Annotated in this window: 9 protein-coding genes; 3 read left to right on the top strand and 6 right to left on the bottom strand. The window is 73.8% G+C overall.

Translation table 11 applies throughout. The annotated features are described in order from the left end of the window. Positions 1-22: 22 nt before the first annotated feature. The 5 genes from OG406_RS04955 to eccCa are packed head-to-tail and all read right to left on the bottom strand — an operon-like array spanning position 23 to position 12,681. Positions 23-3,265 (bottom strand): right-handed parallel beta-helix repeat-containing protein, encoded by a 3,243-nt coding sequence (locus OG406_RS04955; protein WP_329184256.1) that lies wholly within the window; start codon positions 3,263-3,265, stop codon positions 23-25. Continuing rightward, on the bottom strand, positions 3,262-5,946 hold the full coding sequence (locus tag OG406_RS04950; RefSeq protein WP_329184254.1) for a hypothetical protein: 2,685 nt from the start codon (positions 5,944-5,946) through the stop codon (positions 3,262-3,264). The genes OG406_RS04955 and OG406_RS04950 overlap by 4 nt, the downstream gene beginning before the upstream one ends. 5 nt (positions 5,947-5,951) lie before the next feature. Further along, positions 5,952-7,244, bottom strand: a complete 1,293-nt coding sequence (gene eccB, locus OG406_RS04945) for a type VII secretion protein EccB (protein ID WP_329184252.1) — start codon at positions 7,242-7,244, stop codon at positions 5,952-5,954. 11 nt (positions 7,245-7,255) lie between these two features. Next, positions 7,256-8,653 (bottom strand): type VII secretion integral membrane protein EccD, encoded by a 1,398-nt coding sequence (eccD, locus tag OG406_RS04940; RefSeq protein WP_329184250.1) that lies wholly within the window; start codon positions 8,651-8,653, stop codon positions 7,256-7,258. After that, positions 8,653-12,681: a type VII secretion protein EccCa gene (eccCa, locus tag OG406_RS04935; RefSeq protein WP_329184248.1), complete on the bottom strand. Its 4,029-nt coding sequence runs from the start codon at positions 12,679-12,681 to the stop codon at positions 8,653-8,655. The genes eccD and eccCa overlap by 1 nt, the downstream gene beginning before the upstream one ends. 274 nt (positions 12,682-12,955) lie before the next feature. Between eccCa and OG406_RS04930 the strand changes: the two genes are divergently transcribed. Beyond that, positions 12,956-13,594: a helix-turn-helix transcriptional regulator gene (locus tag OG406_RS04930; protein WP_329184246.1), complete on the top strand. Its 639-nt coding sequence runs from the start codon at positions 12,956-12,958 to the stop codon at positions 13,592-13,594. 506 nt (positions 13,595-14,100) lie between these two features. Beyond that, complete coding sequence (locus tag OG406_RS04925) at positions 14,101-15,303, top strand: ricin-type beta-trefoil lectin domain protein (protein WP_329184244.1); 1,203 nt, start codon at positions 14,101-14,103, stop codon at positions 15,301-15,303. Positions 15,304-15,340: 37 nt separating this feature from the next. On the opposite strand, the gene OG406_RS04920 is transcribed toward OG406_RS04925, so the two are convergent. Then, on the bottom strand, positions 15,341-18,970 hold the full coding sequence (locus OG406_RS04920; RefSeq protein WP_329184242.1) for a BTAD domain-containing putative transcriptional regulator: 3,630 nt from the start codon (positions 18,968-18,970) through the stop codon (positions 15,341-15,343). A gap of 664 nt (positions 18,971-19,634) precedes the next feature. Here OG406_RS04920 and OG406_RS04915 point away from each other — a divergent pair. Next, the gene (locus OG406_RS04915) at positions 19,635-20,666 is read left to right on the top strand and encodes a C40 family peptidase (RefSeq protein ID WP_164369089.1); all 1,032 of its coding nucleotides are present in this window, start codon (positions 19,635-19,637) and stop codon (positions 20,664-20,666) included. Positions 20,667-21,113 lie beyond the last annotated feature (447 nt).

Here is a 21,113-nt window from a genome sequence, read left to right as displayed (position 1 = left end):
GAATCTCTGCCCGTTCGTCCGGTCAGGGGGCCACCAGCGTCGCCGCGGGCAGCGGGAGGTCCTCGGCGAGGTCGTCGAGGACCAGGCGGCGGGCGCGGGCGCGTGCGGCGACACGGTCCGCCAGCCGGTGCGCGCCGTGGGCGCCGTGCGCCGGGTCCTGGCCCGCCAGTGCCGCCGCCACGTCGTCGTCCACCTCGAAGCCCAGCACGGCCAGCCGCCGCCGGGTGAGTTCGGCCAGTCCGGCACCGGTCCAGGAGGGCAGCCGCAGGTACTCGGCGAACGAGGCCGCCAGATCCGTACGGTCCCGCAGCAGGTCCATGAGGTACGGGGCGCTGCCGGACAGCACCAGGACGGCACCCTGTGCGTCGCGGGACGCGGCCCCGGCCGCCAACGCGTCGATCACGGCGTCCCGTTCGGCGGCCGGACGGCGCTCGAAGGCGTGATCGGCCTCGGCGACCAGCAGCCCGCCCGTGGCCTCCCGGAACGTGTGGGCCAGGTACGCGTGCGGCTGCTCCGGCCAGCGGGCCGGGACAGCGGAGAGCGGCACATGAGTGAACGCGCCGGACGCCACCACGCCGTGTTCGGCGAGCGCCCGCCCGTAGGCGGCGGCCACGGCACGGCGTCCGCTGCCGGGAGCGCCCTCCAGGATGACGTCGGCCAGTCCGGCGGTGCCCTGCCCGAGTCCCACCAAGGTCTCGACCCGGGCGGCCAGCGCCTCGGGCACCGGGCCGAGGCCGGTGAGGGCGGCCAGGTGGCGGCCGGCGAACGCCGGCGCGGGGTGTGCCTTCGCGCGGGATGAGGCCGCAGGAGTCTCCGGCGCGGCCGGTGCGTCGACGGGCGCTTTCGGCGCAGTCGCGGCCGAGGGAGCCGCCGCAGCAGGGGACGTGGGGACGCCGGAAGCGGAGACCGGGGCCGGCGTCGCGGGTGGCGCGGGTGCCACGTCCCGCTCCGACGGCGGCGCTTGGGTGTGCGCCCGTGTCGTCGGTCGCGCCTGTCCCTCGGGCGTGGGCGCCTGCGGCACCGGGGTGACGTCGGCCGCGGTCAGGCGGCTCAGGTCGCTGTCGTGCTCCGGCGCTTGCGCGGCCAGCCGGGACGCCTGTGTGCTGATCATCGACTCGAACACCTGCCGGGCGACGCGGCCGTTGCCGAACGTCGGGCCCTTGGGCACGTCCTCGAAGTAGCGCGACAGCGCCTCCAAGGCGTCGTCGGACAGCTCGTAGTAGTGCTTGGCGCACAACCCCCGCACGATGGTGACCAGTTCGTCCGGCGCGTAGTTCGGGAACTCGACCGTGCGGGCGAACCGCGATGCCATGCCCGGGTTGGAGGCGAGGAAGCGGTCCATGTGCTCGGAGTAGCCCGCCGCGATCACCACGATCTCGTCGCGGTGGTCCTCCATCAGCTTCATCAGCGACTCGACGGCCTCCTGGCCGAAGTCGGGGCCCGTGCCGCGCGACTGGTTGGTCAGCGTGTACGCCTCGTCGATGAACAGCACCCCGCCCAGCGCCCGGTTGAAGACCTCGGTGGTCTTGATGGCGGTGCCGCCGATGATCTGGGCGACCAGATCGGCCCGGGCCACCTCGACGATGTGACCCTGGCTGAGGATGCCCAGCTCCGCGAGGACGGCCCCGTACAGCCGGGCCACCGTCGTCTTGCCGGTACCGGGCGGCCCCGCGAAGACCAGGTGGCGGCTCATCGGCGGCATGGGCAGCCCCATCTCGGTCCGCCGCTTGGTCATCTTGTTGAGGTTGATCAGCCCGGTGACCTCGTGCTTCACGCTCTCCAGGCCGACCAGGGCCTCCAGTTCGGCCAGCGGGCCCGTACCGGATCGGGGGGCCTCCGCGTCCTGCTGGTGGGCCGCCGGGGCCGGGGCTGCCGACGCCGCGTCCGCCGCACGGTCCCGGGCGTTGTCCGCGACGGCGCAGTTGCTCAGATCGGTGCGGGCGTCGGCGTGGGCGTTGACGCCGTGCCCGTTCGCGCCGGTCATCCGACAGCCGACGGCGGTGAGGGAGCCGCCCGCCAGCACCTGCACAGCGTCGGTCGCGGACCCCGTGAACTCGCTGTCGTGCGCGGTCAGTTCGGCGCTCTCGCCGACGACGGCCCCGCAGCCGCGCAGCGCGCAGCCGGCCAGATACGCGGTCGACTTCCCGGCGAGCGCGAGCCCCTCGCCGCCTCCGCTCAGGGTGACCGTGGCGTCCCGAAGGGTGAGCCGCGCGCCGCCCTGGGCGCGGACCCCCGCGCCCGACGTGCCGGCCACGGTGAGCCGTTCCAGTTCGGCGGTGCCGGAGTCGGCCGCCTGGACGGCGGCGGTCGCCGCGTCACGCACCACGAGTCCCGTCGCGGTGACCGTGGTCGCCGCGCCGGTGACGTGCAGTCCGACCGGGCTGCCGCTGATCTCGCAGTCCTCCAGCCGGGGCCGGGCGCCCCCGGCGGCCTGGAGGCCGCTGCGCGCCGCACCCGTCATCGTGCAGCCGCGCAGCTGGGGCGCGGCACCGTCGGCGATGTGCACCGACTGTCCGGCCGAACCGGAGAACGTACAGTCCGTGAGCGTGGTCTCGCCCCGGCTCGTGAGATAGGCGTCCAGCACGGTGCTGCCCGTGACGGTCACCCGGAGCAATACGGCCCGCGCCTCCTGCTCGACGGCCACCGCGGGCTTGCCGCTCCCGCTGATCCGGGTGGACTCGACGGTCGCGGACGCGCCGCCGTTGACGCAGACGCCGTTGCCGCGGGCACGGTCGAGGCGGCAGTCCCGTACGTCGAGACGCCCTTGTTCGGCGACCACGACCGCCGACGAACCGGCCTCGGTGATCTCCGTGTCCTCCAGGACGTTGCCGCCCCGCGAGGTGACCACGACGCCCGCGCCGTTCGGATTGCTGACCTTGCAGCCGCGGGCGGCCAGGATGCCCTCGTTCCAGGCGAGCACCGCCGTCCAGGCGGCGCCTTCGATCACACAGTTGTCCAACGCCGTCTGTCCGCGCCGCAGGTCGAGGACCGGCGCCTCCGGGTCCGCACCCGACAGCACCAGGCCGGAGAGCTGGACCGCCTCCGCGTCGACGACGACGGTGCTGCCGGAGGCCGCGTGCACCCGGACGGACCCCGCACCGCCCTCGGCGGCCAGGGTCACCGCCCGGGTGATGTCCAGCGCCTCCTCGTACCGGCCGGGGGCCACCGTGACCAGCGCCCCCTCCGCGGCCTCGGCCAGCGCGCGGGCGATCGTACGGTGGGCGCCCGGGCGGTCCGGGGACACCAACAGGACTTGCCTGCTCACGGCTTGGCTCCTTCTGTGCGACCCGTACGCCCCGTGGCGGGGGTGAGGATCAGTCCGGGCGGGTCGGCGCTCTCCGCCTTGGCGTCGGTGCCGGCCTTCTCCAGGGCGTCGACGATGTTCCCCAGACCCTTGAGGGCGATCTCGTCGAGCTTCACGCGCTGGAGGTCGACACGGCCGTCCACGGCGATCTCCGAGGGCGAAACCTCCCGCATCAGCACGGCGTCGCCCACGGTGCGCAGCACCTTGAAGGACGTCCCGGGCAGGAACACCACCCGGTCCGGCACGGCCGGGTCCAGCGCGCCGGTGCGGCGCGCGGTCATCGACCAGATCAGGACGTCGGCGGCACCGCCGCCCCGGGGGCCCGCGTGCAGCGACGTCCGCGCGTGGCAGAACGCCCACTCGGTGACCAGCCTGTCGTCCCGGTACCAGGCGCGCTCCGCGTCGGCGAGCCGGGTCCGCAGCAGGGCCGGGCCCCGGTAGGAGGGCAGCCGGCGCAGGCCGGCCGTCACGCACCGGGCCAGCGGCACGTGCGGACCAGCGGTCGCCGTGCGCACGGCGGCGTCGGCCGTCCGGCTGTCGCCCGACAAGTACAGCCGCACGGAGACGAGTTCGGTCAGCGCGTCCGCCGCTTCCGTCCTCGACCCGCCGCGCAGGCCCGGCGACTCGGACATCATCCGCGACACCGACCCGGCCGTCGCGTTGTACTGCTCGCTGTACGTCCGCCGCACCCAGTCCCGTTCCTGCGCGACCCCACGTTCGGGCGGCAGCGCGCAGGCCGCCGTCCGGGGTACGGGCTGCACCCGCACGCCGGGTGCCTCACCGGCCGGAGCGGGCGCCGTCACGAGGGCCCCGGCGGTCGCCGCGGGCGCCGGGACGGGCGCCGGAACAGAGACCGGCTCGGGGGCGGGCGCGCCCGACTCCAGCCGGAATCGGGGGGCGGCGGGCCGGACGGGTCGCGTCGCGGGGACGGGCGACGCGCCGGCCTCGGCACCCGGGCCGACGCCGTCGGGGAGAACGGACGGTGGGCCCGTGTCCGTGTCAGCGTCAGCGTCAGAGGTCCGGGGCGGGGCAGGTGCCGTGCCGGGGTCGGGCGCCGCGTCCTCGGCCGGCCCGGAGGTGTCCGGCGGAAGCACGCCGGTCCGGTCCGGATCGGTGTCGACCGCGGGTGGATCCGGTGATACGGCGCTCGGTTCGGGCGGGCCGGGATCCGCCTCGGGTGCCGTGCCGCGCGCAGGGGAGTTCCGCTCCGAAGGAGAACTCCCCGAGGGCGGCACGGGTTCGCCCACGGGGGCCGGCGGGGTCCCGGCGACGGCGTGTGCCGCCGAAGTCGCTTGCTCTGCGGGGGAGTCGGGCCGCGCGGAGGTGTCGGAACCCCGCGGCTCGGCGGTACGGGTGGAGGGCTCCGAGCCCCCGGACTCCGTGCGGATGCGCGGAACGGACTGCCTGGACGGGGTCCGCGCGGCGAGGACCGGGGTGGTGACGGGCTCGGGACCTTCCGGTACGAGGGCGGCCGACGGTGTGGACGCTCCGGGCTCCGTCGCACCGTCCGACGTCGCACCGTCACCAGGGAGAGTCGGCCGAGCCGACGGGGCTCCCTCGGGCACGGTCGCCGGAACCGACGGGACGCCGTCAGCCATGGTCGCCGCAGTCGAGGGGGCTGCCTCAGGCGTTGTCGTCGGACCTTGAGAGGCGGAGCCGGACACGACCGTCGAACCCGACGGCGTCCCAGGTCCGGCCTCCGCCCCCGCACCGGGACGAGCCTCCTCCCCGCCGAGGGCCGTCCGCGCGGGTTCCCCGGTCGACTCCGGGTGGGCCGGCCGGGCCGTGTCGTGCGCGGGGCTGTAGACGGTGTGGTCCGGCGGCTCCGTGTGCCCCGCCCGTCCGGGCACGCCGGAGGGCAACTCGGCGTACAGGACCACCTCGTGGTCCAGGGCGTTCGCGAGGCCCTGGCCGGGGGCGAGCGAGTCCGGGGTGTCGAGGGTGCCGTAGAGGACGAACCGCACCGCGGAGCGGGCGTTGGGGAGGACGGTGGTCCAGTAGCCGGCCACGTCGTCGACGGGCAGCGGCTCGGTGCCGGGGCTGCCGAGGACGACGAGAAGGTTCTCGGTGTCCGTGGGGACGGTCTCGACGGCTCGACGATGCCGACCCGAGAGCGGATCGCCACTGTTCCTCAACCACACGCCGGACGGCACCGGTTGGGTGGTCGTGCGGACACCGGCCGGCCGTGGCCGGGTCGGCACCGTGAACTCCCATCGCGGCTTCGGGAACCGTTGGGAGTCGGGTTGGACGGCACGTCCCGGCCGGAACCGCAGCCACGCGGCGCCCTCGTCGCCGGGCACGAACAGACCGCCCGCGAGGGTCGGGACGAGGGCACCGTCCGGGGCGAGGACCTCGCGGCCGAGCCGGTCGGCGATCCGCCCCGCCGCCGTGCGTACGTCGTCGCCCCTGCCCCGGCCGAAGACCATCCGCATGCTGCCGTGCCGGGAGGAGGACAACACCTTGGCCACCGCCTCCCATTCGTCGGCGAGCACCTGGGCCGGCAGGTCGACGACGACGAGGGTGTGCTGCGGGTCGCGCGCGAGCCCGCCCGCGAAACCCGCCGCCCTCTCGTCGAGCCGGCCCTTGGGATGGACGAGGAGAGCGCCCCCTACCGGTGTCGCGCGCAGCTTGAGCCTGCCCATCGGGCTCATCCCTTTCCGGCGGCGGCGCGGCTGAGCACCGGGCCGTCGGGCAGCAGGGCGAGGGCGCTCGCGGGCAGGGTGAGCCGCTGCTTGGTGTCCGCGAGGCCGAGGGCCCGCGCGGCCGAGTCGTCCGCGATCCGGTACTTCACGCCCTGCTCGGTGACGAGGTACTGGCCCCCGCCGCCGGCCGGGACGGCCAGCACGCCGGCGCCGGCGTGCAGGGCGACCCGGCGCTCGGCCACGTCGGACACGGTCAACCGGACACGCCCGTCGGACAGGTGCTCCAGGCAGACCGTTCCGCCGTCGAGCGCGCGGGCGCCGCCGACGTCGGGGATCCGGTCGGTGGGGCCGCGCTCCGCGGACACCTCGGCGACGGCGATGTCCGCCTGGGTGACCCGGCGGGGTTCGGGCGCGCCGGGGCGGGCGGCGAGCAGGGCGTACGCGGTCGCGTTGACCGGGACGAGCCCGTCGGAGCGCAGCAGGTAGCGGTGCTCGGTCCCGCCCGCGCTGGTGCGGAAGAGCTGCCCGACCCGGGCGGCCTGCCCGGCGACCTTCCCGGCCGGCTTCCCGGCACCCGGCGGTACGGGCGCGTCGAGCGCGGCGCCGGTGGGGACCGCGGTGAGCCAGTCGGCGGCGGCGCTGAGCGGTGTCTGGTCGTCCAGGCCGAGGGCGATGAGGGCGGAATCGTCGGGAACCGGGTGCTTGACCCCGCGCACGAGCAGGTAGCGGGCGTTCTTGGGACCCTTGAGCAGCACCTGACGGCCGGCCGGCAACGGGTGCAGGGCGGCCGCCGACGGGCCGAAGGCGAGCGTCTGCCCCACGACGCGGGACCCGGTGCCGGGCAGACAGCGCGCCCAGGGTCCCGTCGTCAGCGCGGACGCGTCCGGCACCGTGTCCGGTGCGCCGGGGATGCCGACCGGACCGCCGTGCGGCACGCCGGCGAGGGACTTCGCGGAGAGCGTCCTCGGGGTCGCCCGCTTGCCCGCGATGAGCAGCGCGGAGGCGTAGTTGCGGGTCGGGCGCAGGACGCCGCCCGCGTAGACGTAACGGTTGCCGGTGTCCTCCTCCAGGACGACGGCCCCGTCCTTGCGCCAGTCGTCCTTCGCGACAGGGGAGATCAGTCCGTACACGCCGAACCCGGCGCACAGCAGCACCACCACCCCCACACCGAACACGGAGCCGAGGGCCGACCGCCGGGTCGGGCTGTCGCCGCGTCCGGGGTCGCCGCTGACGAGGGCCGAGGCGAGCCGGCCCATGGCGAACTGGTACGCCTGTACGTGATCGCGTCGAGTCTGCACGGTCGTCCGCCCTAGCCCGCGAGGCCGCGGAAGTACGTGTACGCGTGGAGGACCTGGAGCAGCAGCGGCAGCAGGGCGATCGCCGTGACGATCTCCAGCAGGTCGCCCAGGTGGCCCCAGATGGGCAGCAGGCGGGCGCGCGGCAGCCGCCAGGCGCCGACCAGCAGCAGGACGGCCGCGGCCAGCAGCACCGCGAGGGCGACGACACGTCCCGCCGGTCCGTTCGCGGCGGTGCGCACGACCAGGACGAGGGCCAGCCCGTAGGCGCCCGCGAGGACGGCGGGGGCCCGCTGGAGGGTGCCGTTCGTGCCGCGTGCGCGGAGCAGGACGGCGAGGCTGAGCGCGAGGGGCAGCAGCCAGCCGGTCCAGCCGTGCTCACCGGCCGTCAGCAGCCACAGGGCGACGGCCCAGACCAGCGCGGAGGCGACGCTGATCATGTCCAGGCACGCGGTGGCGACGGACACGCGGAGCGCCACCCGCGCGTCCGGCTCCGGTTCGATGTCGAGCTGTAGTTCCCGTGCGTCGTGCGGCAGTTGGGGGACCCGCAGCCGGGCGGTGCGCAGCGCGAGCCGGGGTGCGAGATGGCCGAGCACGAACAGGGCCACGGCGACCACGGCGGCGGCCTGGTCGCCCCGCAGCCCGGCACCCTCGGCGAGTCCCGCACCGGCCGCCGCGGCGATCGCGGTCAGCAGTACGGTGCCGGGGACCACCAGCGGCAGCGCTCCCAGGGCGAACAGGGCACCCGCCAGCGCGATCACGCAGCCGGCGCCGAGGAGCACCCCGGTCAGGCCGGGCGTGTGGCCGCCGGAGTGGCTCGCGCGCAGTGTCACACCGGCGAGACCGGCGAAGCCGAAGGCGCCCAGTCCGGCGACCAGGACGCTGATCCGGTCGGCGCCCATGCGGGCGGCTGTGGCGCAGGCGACGGCCAGCACCACGGCCACCGCCGCGGCGACGGCGGACGTACGGGGACCGGTGCCCGCACCGAGCAGCGCGGCGGCGAGGCCGGCGAGGGCGAGACAGGCCAGGCCCGCGGCGAGACCCCGGGTGAGTTCGGGCCGCCACCGGCCGGTGCCGTCGCCCACGGTGTGCGCGACGCCGTCCGCGACGTCGTCGAAGTGCAGCGCGGGCAACGGCGCCTCGGCGGGCCGCAGATGGAGGACGTCGCCCTGGCGCAGCCCGGCGCTCTCCGGTGTGGCCTCGGCGGCGAGCGGTTCCTCGCCGAGCCGTTGCAGCACCCACGGCGTGCCGTCCGCGGCGGCTCCGGTGGGCAACTGCCGCAGCAGGACCGGGAGCAGGGCGGACACCGGGGTGGTGACCGGGACGGACAGGTCGGTGCGGCCGTCCGGTGTCTCGACGGTGACGCGGCAGACCTCGGTGGCCCGTCCCGTCAGCGGTGCGGCGGTGGTCATCATGCTCCTGTGGGGACGGGGGACGCCGACACCAGTCCGGTCTGGACCAGCTTGACGGTGCGGCGGGTGACGAGCTGGGCCCGCCCGGCCGGGAGGGTGCGGGGCTTGGCCTCGCCGATGAACTTGCCCTCCTCCTTGGGGTAGGAGAACAGCAGCGCCGGGTTGCCCAGCTCCCACATGCGGCGGATCAGCGGGTCCATGACCGAGCGCATCGCGCCCGAGGTGCTGCGGGCGACGACGAGGTGCAGTCCGATGTGGGCGCCCTGCGCGAGCAGCGGCACCAGGGGAGTCATCGGGGAAACGGAGCCGGGGCCGCCGCCGAACAGGTCGTAGTCGTCGATGAGGACGAACAGCAGCGGTCCTGTCCACCAGTCCCGCTTCTCCAGCTGCTCGGGCGTGACGTCGGCGCCCGGCTGCCGTTTGCCCACCGACACGGCGGCGCTCTCGGCGAGCTTGCCGAGCCCGTCGTTGTCGACCACGTAGCCGACGCGGTACTCCTCGGGCACGTCCTTGAGGAGTCCGCGTCCCGGGTCGGCCAGCAGGATGCGGGCCTCCTCCGGGCGGTAGCGGGCGGTGATCGCGCGGATCGCGAGACGCAGTGCGTTGGTCTTGCCGGTCTCGCCGTCGCCGTACACGAGCAGGTGCGGGGTGGCGCCGAAGTCGTGCCACACGGGCGCGAGCCGCTGCTCGTCCCAGCCGAGACAGAACTTCAGGTCGCGGGTGTCCGCGGGTGTCGGCAGCCGTCGCGCGTCGAGACCGGTCGGCAGCAGGCGGACACCGGGGGCGCTGCCGCCGGTCCAGAACGTGTCGATCTCCGCGACAGCGGCCTTGGTGGCGGCCGTCAGGTCGTCGGTGCGCGAGGAACTGTCGAGCCGGGGCAGCGCGGAGAGGAAGTGGTGCCCGGACGCGGTCAGGCCCCGGCCCGGCTGGTGCGGCACACCGGCCGCCGCCCGGGAACCGACCTCGGACTCCATCGAGTCGCCGAGCCGCAGTTCGAGCTTGGTGCCGAGCATGTCGCGCAGCCGGGGCCGCACTTCGGACCAGCGGACCGCGGAGACCACCACATGCAGGCCGAACGACAGCCCGCGGGCGGCGAGTTCCATCACCCGCTGCTCCAGGTCGTCGTAGTCCTGCCGGAGCGTGGCCCATCCGTCGACCAGCAGGAAGACGTCACCGTAGGGATCGTCGACCGTGCCCTCGGCGCGCAGCGCCCGGAAGGCGGCCATCGACTCCAGCCCCCGCGCGGCGAACAACTGCTCACGCCGCTCCAGGAGTTGCGACAGCTCCTCGACGGTCCGCAGGACGCGGTCGCGTTCCAGGCGGGTCGCCACCGAGCCGACGTGCGGCAGACCGGCGGTCGACACCAGACCGCCACCTCCGAAGTCCAGGCAGTAGAACTGGACCTCTGCCGGCGTGTGGGTCAGGGCGAGCGACAGCATCAGGGAGCGCAGCAGCGTCGACTTGCCGGTCTGCGGCGCACCCACCAGACCGAGGTGGCCGTCCGCCCCCGACAGGTCCGCGACCAGCAGCTCGCGCAGCTGCTCGAACGGCCGGTCCACCAACCCCAGTGGCACCCGCAGCGCGCCCTGCGCGCGGGGGTCCGACGCGCCCATGCCGCGCACCGGGTCGGGCACGATGCCGGGCAGCAGCTCGTCCAGCGCGGGCGACTCCGACAGCGGCGACAGCCATACCTGTCGGGCGGGCGGCCCGTTGTCCTCCAGTCGGCCCACGAGGACGTCGAGAAGACTCTCGTCGGCGCTCTCGCCGCCGTTCTCGGCCGTGTCCCCCTCGCCGCCCTGGTCGCGCAGCGCCTCCTCCGCGAGCGACACCAGCGCCGCGGCTTCCTCCTCGGCACGGACCGACGCCAGTTCGCCGCGCGTCTCCAGGCCGAAGGAGGTCACCTCGAACGCGGCCCCCTCGCGGCGACCCGCCTCGTCCGGGTTCGGAGCCGCGGGAACCGGGCCGGACACGTAAGCGGCCTTGAACCGGACCAGGTTGGTGGTGTCCACCTTCAGATAGCCGTTGCCGGGAGCCGACGGCAGCTCGTACGCGCTGGAGGTGCCGATCACGCTGCGCGACTCCATCGAGGAGAAGGTGCGCAGCGCGAGCCGGTACGAGAGATGGCCCTCGACGCGATGGATGCGCGACTCGTCCAGACGCTGGGAGGCGAGCAGCAGATGCACGCCGAGGCTGCGCCCGAGCCGGCCGATCGACACGAACAGCTCGATGAACTCCGGCTTGTTCGCCAGCAGTTCGGAGAACTCGTCCACGATGATCAGCAGCGACGGCAGCGGGGCCAGTGTGCTCGCGCCAGCGCCGCGCGCCTTCTCGTACTCGTAGAGCGAGGCGAAACCGGCCTCGCGGAGCAGTTCCTGACGGCGGATCATCTCGCCGTTGATGGAGTCACGCATGCGGTCGACGAGGTGCAGTTCGTCGGCCAGGTTGGTGATGACGGCCGACGTGTGCGGCAGCCGGTCCATGTTCAGGAAGGTGGCGCCGCCCTTGAAGTCCACCAGGACCAGGTTGAGGATCTCCGAGGAGTGGGTGGCGGCCAGGCCCATCACCAGCGTGCGCAGCAGCTCGCTCTTGCCGGAGCCGGTGGCGCCGATCAGCAGCCCGTGCGGGCCCATCCCGCCCTGAGCGGACTCCTTCAGGTCGAGTTCGACGATCTCGCCGTCCTCGGTGACACCGATCGGCACCTTGAGGCGGGCGTCCTGGGCGAGCCGGGGACGCCACTTGGCGGGCACGTCGAAGCCGCGCACGTCACGGATCCCGAGCATGGAGGTCAGGTCGAAGTCGGACTCCAGGGGCCGGTCCACCAGGTCGACGCCACCGCCGGTGCGCATCGGGGCCAGGGTCCGGGCCAGGGTCTCCGCCTCGACGGGGCCGAGCCGGTCGGCCTGCCCGGACACGGTCTCCGAGCCGTTCGGGAAGTCGACCCGGCCGCCGCGCACGGTGAGCCGCAGCACCTTGGGGCCGCCGGGCACCGCACCGGTGAGGTCGAGGAGCACCACCCCGCGCACCCCGGCGCCGAGCAGCCTGGACGTCTCGGGAACCCGTACGCCGTGGGCGACGACGACCGTGAACGGCTCCGCGACACTCGGGGCGGACGCCGGGTCGTGGTCGGGCCGGTCGCGCAGTTCGGGCCCGAGCAGGTCCAGCAGGGCGTCGTGGTCACCGGCGGCGAGCCGTACGGGTCCCGCGGCGTCCTCCTCGTACGGATGAGCGTTGTGCGGCAGCCACTTGAGCCAGTCCCAGGCGCGCAGTGCCTCGTCGTCCCCGAGCACCGCGACGCGCAGCTCGTCGGGGGAGTGGAGGACCGTGAGCTGTCCGAGCATCGCCCGCGCCAGGGCGAGCGCGTCATCGGTCTCCCCGGTGAACTCCACGCTGGTGAAGCGGCGCAGGGACACCGGCACGGGCAGCAGGGGAACCGTCTGGTGGGCCCGGGTGAACCGGCGCAGCGAGATGGCGCACAGCGGCTCCAGGTCCTCCACCGGTTTGGTCTGCGGCGGCAGGAACTCCAGCGCGGCCCGGCGGGTGCCGAGCCCGATGCGCACCCGCGCGAAGTCGTCGTGACCGGGCCTGCGTTCCCACAGCCGCGGGCCGCGGGCCAGCGCCCACAGCTCCCCGGCGTCCGGGTTGTCCCAGAGCAGCGCCGCCCGCTGCTGCTCGGCCGCCTGCCGGGCCTGGGTCCGCTTCTGCCCGAGGTAGCGCAGGTAGTCACGCCGTTCGGCCCGCATACGGCGTCGTCGTTCCGCGCCCGGGCGGCCGACCTGCATCAGCGTCATGCTGACCATGGCGACGCCCATCATCCCGGTCATCATGTACATCGACGTGCCGCCGCTGCCGACCGAGAACATCAGCACCATGGCCCCGGCGCCCAGGCCCATCGGCAGGTACATCATCACCGAGCCGAAGTCCGCGGTGGCCGGCTCCCCGAGGACGGGGGGTTCGGCGAGTTCGACCTGCCCCTCGGGCATCGGCGGACCCTCGGCACGCGGAGAGCGCTTGGCGACCACGGTGCTCAACGTGCTTCCTGCTTTCCTGCGGCTTTTCCTGCTGCCAGTCTTCGTGCCGAGCGTAGGCAGGGTGCCCCTCCGGCCCCGCCGCACGGACCGATGTCTGTCCCGGCGGACAGCGAAGCGTGGCCGGACGGGCAAACACGCCAAGTACACGCCAAGTGAGTGCCAAGGCGCTGCGGCGACGATCTCCGAGCGTCCGCCGCCACGGTCGCCCGACGCCGTGCCGGTACCAGGGCCTCGACCTCACCCGGGTCCAGGGTCCGAACCAGGAAGGACATCAGTGACGTTGGGGATGATCTCGATCGCCGTCCTCGCCAGTGACCCCATCACGGGCGAAGGGGCCGCCTGGTCCTTGTGCAGGTACCCGGGGCTGAAGGTGCTGCCCCAGGAGGAGCACCGCGACGCGGACGTGGTGCTGCTGCTCACGGCGGAGGTGACCGAGGAGACGATGGTGCTGATGGAGGCGGTCGCCGCCCGCGCCGCCAACCCCGCCATGAGCATGGTGCTGGTGACCGGACGCATCGGCGAGGCCCAGCTCGTGCGCGCCGTCGCATTCGGCCTGCGCGGAGTGATGTGGCGTCAGGACAGCACCTTCGACCACGTGGTCGATGCCGTACGGGCGGTCGCCGAGGGCGCTGCCCTGCTGCCGGCGCCGGTGCAGGGCCAGCTCATCGACCACATCAGGCGGGTGCAGCGCGACGTGCTCCGACCGCTCGGGCTGACCACCTCCGGGCTGGAGGCGCGCGAGGTCGACGTGCTCCGCCTCCTGGCCGACGGTCTCGACACGACCGAGGTGGCCCAGAAGCTCAACTACTCGGAGCGGACCATCAAGAACATCGTCAGCGTCATGATGAACCGGCTCGGCCTGCGCAACCGCACCCACGCGGTCGCGTTCGCCCTGCGCTCGGGAACGCTGTAGAACCGGGGCCACCGTGGACGCGGACCGCGCGCTCCGACCGGTCGCAGGGGAAGCGTTTCCCGTTCGGGCGGGCAGAGTTCGCCGCAGGCGTCGGGATCGCCGTCGCGGGTGCTCCTAGGTTCGGGCAACGGGAGACCACCAGACGCGGAGGCGGGCAGGCGCACATGGAACACAGGACCGGACCGACGGAACCGACCGGAGAAGTGGCCGGGGACGCGGCTGTCTGGGAGCAGCCCCTGCCCTGGCTGCCGGAGCCGGACCCCGACACGGTGCCGGAACCTGAGGCCGAGGCCGAGGCCGCGGACGCGGAGGCGGAGGAGGTCACGGGGTCCGCTGCCGGGGACCCCGAGCCGAACGCGGACACGGAGCCCGCGCCGGAGGGCTCCGCGGCGACACGTGCACCGGACGAACCGGCGCACGCGACCCCGTCCGCCGCACCGGCGCCCGTGAACAACCCCGGTGGTGCAACCGGTTCCGCGCACGCGCGAGCCGAGGATCCAGTGCCCGTGAGCACTCTCGCGCCCGAGCCGTCGCCCGCCGTGACCTCCGCCGAACCCCGGCGCGGGCCCCACCCGGGCCCCGCCTCGGATTCCTCACTGGCACCCGAGCCCGAGCAGGCGAGCAGCTCCGTACCCGAGCCGGGCGCCGGTTCCGACGGCCGGACCGGGGACACGCTCGCACCCGGAGTCGCGGCTGCGTCCGACACCAACTCCGCCGATTCCGGGCCGGGTTCGGACCCAAACTCGGGCTCGAACTCCACCCCGGGACCGGGCTCCACCTCGTCTCTCGGTGACGGCCGACCCGGCAGGCTGTCCCGCCTGCTGGCGACGAGGGCCACCACCTTGGCCCCCGCTCGCGGCGGCGCGGACACGGACGCGGCCCAGCCGGAGCGCAGCGCGCGGCTCATCGGCACGGTGGCCGCCGTCTCCGTGCTGGCGGCACTCGGCCTCGGCACCGTCGCGTTCATGGCCGTCCCCGGGGGCGACGACTCCGAGCCGAGCGCGGCCCACGTCGAGGACGCCGCCGTTCCCACGGTCGGCCCGGACGGATCGGTCCTGCCGTCCCGGTCCGCCTCGCCGTTCCCGTCCGCGCGGGGGCACCGTTCGGGCGACGAACCGGGCAAGAAGCCTCATGTGGGCAAGGGCGGTGCCGAGAAAGGGAGTTCGTCGTCGCCCGACGGCGAGGGACCGGACCCCGAGCACGCTCCCGCCGCTCACGACGGCACGGCGGTCGAGGCCGCGTCCCCTCACAAGGCGGGCACGAAACCCGCGACGACGCAGCAGTCGGATTCCAAGCCCGCGGCCAACTCCGGGACCAAACCGGCGACGGGCGACATGATCGTCGGTTACGCGTCCTCCCGGTGCGTGGGCGTCTCCGCGCACAAGGGCTCGGACGGTTCACCACTGACGCTCCAGGGATGCGGCGGCGACGCGTGGCAGCAGTGGGTGTTCGCGTCGGACGGCAGCGTCCGCTCGATGGGGCTGTGCATGGACATCGCCACCGCGTCCGCCTCCAACGGCGCAGGCATCCAACTGGCGCACTGCAACGGCGGCTGGGCCCAGAAGTTCAACCTCAACGGCTCCCACGACCTGGTCAACACCACGATCGGGAAGTGTGTCGACGCCAAGGACTCGGGAACGTCCGCGGGGACTCGACTCCAACTCTGGGACTGCGGTGGCACGTCCAACCAGAAGTGGCACCTCGGCTGACCGGAGACGCCACCCTCGGCCGGGCGGCCCGGCCGGGCTATCGGAGGCAGTGCCGGCCCGAGGGCTCGGGATCCAGGCCCTCCGAACCGTCCCGGCCCGTGGCGTCCGGTACCGCCGCCGCGGCCCGGGCGGCTGCGGTCAGATGCGGGGAGCCCCAGCGCAGGGCCACCTCCTCGGCGCGGGTGAACTCGCGCAGCGCCGCGGTCTCGTCGCCCAGCAGCCGGTGGATCTCTCCGAGGGACTGGGCGAGGGGGCGGGTGACGAAGGAGATGCTGGCGGCACCCGCGAGCTGACCACGCACGGGCAGCAGGAGGGGGACCAACTCCCGTGCGGCGCGGTGGTCTTCCAGCAGGCAGGCCAGTTCGGCCCGGAAGGACAAGGCGATGCTGTAGAGGTGGTCGGGTGTCGGAGCGGTGGGGGAGACGCCGAGCGCGTGGGCCTCGTCGAGCCGGCCCTGGCGTGCGAGGACCACGCCCAGGGCGAGCGAGGTGACCGGATCCGCGGGGTCGTGAACGGAACGCAGGAGTGGTTCGGCGTCTTCGGGGCGCCCCTGGCTGAGTCGCACGGTCGTCAGTCCGAGGGTGTGCACGAGGTCACCGTGGGCGGACCGGTTGGCCCGGAGCCGGTCCCGTACGTCCGTGTAGCCGGTCTCGGCGTCCGCGAAGCGGCCCTCGACGTGCGCCAGCATGGCCTGGGTCGACAGATTGACGACCTCCGCCTCGACCAGCCGGTGCCGCCGGGCGACGGCCCGACCCTCGCGGGTGTGCCGTCGGACGCCCGCCACATCGTTGAGGGCACCCGCGGCCATGCCGCTGATGTGCTCCCGTACCCAGGTGTTGGCGGGCAGGTCGTGGGCGTAGCCCAGCACCCGCAGCTCGGACGCCAGGAGCGCGCGGTGGTCGGGGGAGCCCTCCGGTACGGCGGCGGACGCGGCCGTCAGGGCGCAGGAGATCAGCAGCGGGTCGCCGACCGCGCGGGCGACGGCCAGCCGATGCGCGGCCGCCCGCTCCCTCACGGGGCAGGGTGCTTCGGAGCGGTTGCCCCGGCCGCCGTGACCCGCACTGTCCGGGCCGGTCTGCTCGCCGGGAGCCGCCCGCGCGACGAGGGCGAGGACCACCGGATCGGAGGCGGCACGGGCGGCAAGGCGGTCGGCGAAATGGTCGAGTGCGGAGGGGGCGACGAGCCCCTGCGGTCCGCTCAGGGCGAGTCCGGGCCCGATCGACGCGCCGAGCGCCACCGAGACGAGCGCGTCGTGGCCGACGCCCGAGGCCGCCTCGATCGCCCGCTGCCGGGTGCTGCGCGCGGACACCACCGCTCCGGCCCGTATCTCGGCCCGCAGCAGCCGCCCGAGCAGCGCCACCAGCCGAGCCGCCCGCGCGTCGCCGGTGATCTCGTCGTCGACAGGTATCAGGGCGAACGACTCGATCGCCTGCTCCAGCAGCTCCGCCGCGGTGTCGTGGGCGTAGCGGCGCTCCGCGAGATCGGCCGCGCCGAGCGAGTACTCGACGGCGAGCGATGCTGTCGCCGCCGTCGCCGACCGGGCGAAATGATGGGCCAGCGCCGCCAGATCGTCCGGACGGCGACGGCGTACGACGTCCGCGACCCGGGCGTGCAGGCGCGCGCGGCGCACCCCGACCAGATCGGTGTACACGGTGTCGCGGACCAGGGCGTGCGCGAACCGGACCAGACCGGGCGCCGGTTCGGTGAGCAGCCCGGCGAGGACGCACTCCTCCAGGCTGTCGAACACCTCGTGCTCCGGGTGGCGTTCGGGATCCGCGGCCTCGATGAGCACGCTCACCTCGGACTCGCGGCCGACCACCGAGGCGAGCTGGAGGACGGCCAGGGCGCCCGGCTGGAGCTGCCGCAGTCGCCGGCGGAGCACGTCGCGCACGCCCTGCGGCACCTCGGAGATCGCCACCAGGGCACCCTCGCTGGCGAGCAGCCGGGCGCTCTCGCGTACGTAGAAGGGGTTGCCGCCGGTCCGCTCGGCGAGGGCGGTCACGGTGGCGGCGTCGACCGGGGCGCCGCACAGCGCCCGGACCACGGTGTCCACGGCGTGCGACGGCAGGCCGCCCAGAGCCAGCCGGTGCGGTGACCGGTGGGCGAGTTCGGCGAGGGTCTCGGCCAGCCGGTCGCCCGTCTCGGCCGGGCGGTACGCGGCGATCACCAGCACCGGTACGCCGGTCAGTTCGGCGGTGCGCTCCAGCAGGGCCAGCGTCTCGCCGTCCGCCCGGTGGAGGTCGTCGATGACGACGGCGAGGGGGGACGCGCCGGCGGCGGAGCGCAGCCACGCGCTGAACGCCCGGTGCGTCCGGAACCGCCCGACCGCCCACCCGTCACCGAACCCGGGATCCTGCTCCGGTCCTTGCCCGCTCGGGTGGCGGTCGTGGTCTCCGTGCCCGCCGTACTCACCGTCGTGGAGCAGGGCGCCGAGGGACGCGGGATCCGCCGGGGGAGTGCGCCGGGCGAGTTCGCCGAGTGCCTCCGTCCACGCCCAGGCGGGCGGCGCGCCGTCGAACTCGGGGCAGCGTCCGATCACCACGGTCCAGCCGTCGGCCCGCAACCGCTGCTGGAACCGGCCGAGCAGTGCGGACTTGCCCGCTCCGGCCTCTCCGGTCACCAGGACGACACCGCCGTGCAGCCGGGCGCCCCGGGCGGCGTCGTCCAGTGCCCGCAACTCGGTGTCCCGTCCGACGAACGGCTCTTGGGAGGGGAGCGGTGCGACCGTCGCCTCGTCCGCCGGGACGGGGGCAACCTCCGGGTCGGATACCGGAACCGGTTCCTGGCCGGGTTTCCGCAGAGCAAGCGGAGGCGCCGCGGGCTGCTGGACGCGCACGGAGGTCATCGTCGCCCCGGCGGACGGCGCGACGGACGCCGAGGTCTCGGACGGACCCACTCCGGGTACCACCGCGCGCAGTACCTCGGTCCGGTCCGTCAGCATCGCGGACTGCAGCCCGGCCAGGACCTCGCCGGGGCCGAGGCCGAGCTCCTCGGCCAGGACGGCGGTCGCCCGGCGCAGTTCGGCCAGTGCGTCGGCCCGGCGGCCGCTCGCCCACAGCGCGAGCGCGAGCAGCCGCCAGCCCTCCTCGCGCAGCGGGTGCTCGCGTACGAGCGCCTCGGCACAGGGCACGGCTTCGGTGGCCGCCCCCGACCGGAGCGTCGCCTCGACGGCGAGTTCCCTTGCCACGCTGTGCAGTTCGGCCAGCCGGGCCGCCTCGGCCCCGGCCCACTCCTCGTCGGCCCACTCCCCGTAGGCCGCTCCCCGCCACCAGCCGAGCGCCTCCTCCAGGAGTCGTCGTGCCTCCGGCGGGGGCAGTGTGCGCGCCTGCCGTACGGCTTCCTCGAACCGCCAGGCGTCGACCGCGTCCTGCGGCAGCCGCAGCGCGTATCCGGGAGGGGCGCTGACCAGGACGCCGGACGGGGTACGGGGTGCCCTGCCGGGTTCGAGGACCCGTCGAAGGTTGGAGACGTAGGCGTGCAGGGACGCCGGCGCCTTCTCCGGGGGACGGCCGCACCACAGGCGGTCGATGAGCCGGTCGACGGGTACGACGTTGCCGCGGTTCGCCATCAGGAGGGCGAGGACCGCGCGTTGCCGGGGACTCCCCAGATGGACCGGAGTTCCCCCGATGTCAGCACCGAGCGGCCCCAGGACCTGAACACAGAGCATGAGGCGCAAATCTACAGCGCACCCGGCGGCCCGATCCAAGCGCGGCGCGCGGTGGCGAGGCGCCTGTGCGGCGCCTTGACCAAGGGCGGAAGAAAGAATCGCCCGACGCGCCGCGGAGCGTGTCCGACTGGGTACGCAAGGCCACCCCGAAGGCGAGGGTCGTGGCTGTCGGATCCGGGACAAAGCCCCGAACTGCGCCCGACAGTCGCTCACTTCACGCCGTGTCAGCGCGCCCTGATCCTTCCGGACATCCGCCGCGCAGGGCCGGCCGGAGCGCTACCTCGCGACCTCATCCTCGTCAGCCTGGACTACTGGACTACTGGACTAGTCGGGCGATCACCGGGACCCGGTTCCCGTGGGCGGAGGCCGGCAGCGTCATCGCGCGTCGATAGCGATGCGAGGTGGTGCTGCCCCGTCGCACGATCCGCTGAAGGCGCTGCCCTTCCCCTCCGTTCCAGGGCGCATTGTGATCGATTTGCACGCAATGGATGCGGAAGATGATCCCAACTGTTCTGATCAAACTTTGAAACGGTCACAAGAACATCACTAAGGTGAGGTCTCGAACCTTCGCACGAACGATCGCTCGCAAGGGGTGGGTGACGGTGAAGGGGGCGCCGTCCACGGGCAGTTGCGCGGGCGGTGGAGGAAGAAGGAGCTTGTCTTCGTGGCGCTTCACCGTCGTCCCAAGTCACCCAGCCGCGCCCGTGTGACGGTGATGACCGCGACCGCCGCCGCTGCCGTGGCGCTCACCTCGCAGGCCGCCAACGCGGCCCCCAAGCCCGCGAAGAGCGAGGTGAAGTCCGAGGTCGACAAGCTCTACAAAGAGGCGGAGCGGGCCACCAACCAGTACGACGGGGCCAAGGAGAAGCAGGAGAAGCTCCAGAAGGAGATCGGCCTGCTCCAGAGCAAGGTCGCCCGCGAGCAGGACGAGCTCAACGAACTGCGTGAGGGCATCGGCGCGATGGCCAGCGCCCAGTACCGTTCCGGCGGCATCGACCCGTCCGTTCAGCTGCTGCTCTCCGCGGACCCCGACGACTACCTCGACAAGGCGTCAACGCTGGAGTCGGTCTCCGCGCAGCAGCTGGAGTCGCTGCGAAAGGTCCAGGCGAAGCAGCGGGAGCTTGCCCAGCAGCGCGCCGAGGCCACGCTCAAGCTCAAGGACCTCGCGGACACCCGCACCGAGCTGGGCGAGAAGAAGAAAGTGGTGCAGGACAAGCTCAACAAGGCGCAGAAGCTGCTGAACACGCTGACCGCAGCCGAACGCCAAGAGATCGCCCACGCCGAACAGAAGGCCAGCCGGACAGCGGCGCAGCAGGTCGACCTCGGCAACGAGGTGGCCGCCTCCCCGTTCGGCACCGCCGCGCTGAACGCCGCCGCCACGCAGATCGGCAAGCCGTACGGCCGGGGCGGCACGGGCCCCGGCTCCTACGACTGCTCCGGCCTCACGCAGTGGGCGTACGGCCAGGCCGGTGTCCAGATATCCCGGGTCACCTACACGCAGGTCAACGACGGAACGCGGATCGGCATGAGCGCACTCAAGCCCGGTGACCTGGTCTTCTTCAACAACACCGAGCATGTCGGTCTCTACGCGGGCAACAACCAGGTGCTGCACGCCCCGTACCCGGGCGCCTATGTGCGCTACGAGTCGATGAGCACGATCGGATCCTTCCAGTTCGGCGTGCGCATCGCGGGCTGAGCGCGCAGGCCTCCACGCGGTGGGCGATCGCCGGTGTGATGCCGCGGACGCGGAGTGGCCGACGGTACGTGTCATAGTCGTGGCCACGGTCGGCCGACAGGCAGCGGGGCCGGTGATGTGACCGGCCCCGGACCCCTGCGGATACGGGGTATCGCGTCCAGCAGATTCATGAGCCGGGTGACATCATGACGGGCCCGCCGCTCCGGCCGATCGGGCCGGCAACGGGAAGCGCCCCGAACTTCTCTTGGCCCGGGCGGTAGAGAGCCTCGGCATGTCTTTCGGCGAAGCCGATACGTCGGGGCCGGACCGGCGACTCGCCTCCTGCCACAGACCCGATCCCTGGCGACATCGTCCATCGCCTCGGACGGACGCCTACACAGGGTGTTGTGCACCGCGATGACGCGGTGCACTGTGCGGGGGCGGCGCCGGTGAAGCAGCGCGCACGTC

Source organism: Streptomyces sp. NBC_01428, from assembly GCF_036231965.1.
Lineage (GTDB): Bacteria > Actinomycetota > Actinomycetes > Streptomycetales > Streptomycetaceae > Streptomyces.
Note: the sequence above shows the minus strand (reverse complement) of the source record. Positions and strands in the feature narration are given on the sequence as shown.

Bases quoted from the DNA above. Each gene is read 5' to 3' on its own strand.
- OG406_RS04950 (WP_329184254.1), bottom strand. From the start codon at position 5,946: ATGGGCAGGCTCAAGCTGCGCGCGACACCGGTAGGGGGCGCTCTCCTC.
- eccD (WP_329184250.1), bottom strand. From the start codon at position 8,653: ATGACCACCGCCGCACCGCTGACGGGACGGGCCACCGAGGTCTGCCGC.
- OG406_RS04920 (WP_329184242.1), bottom strand. From the start codon at position 18,970: ATGCTCTGTGTTCAGGTCCTGGGGCCGCTCGGTGCTGACATCGGGGGA.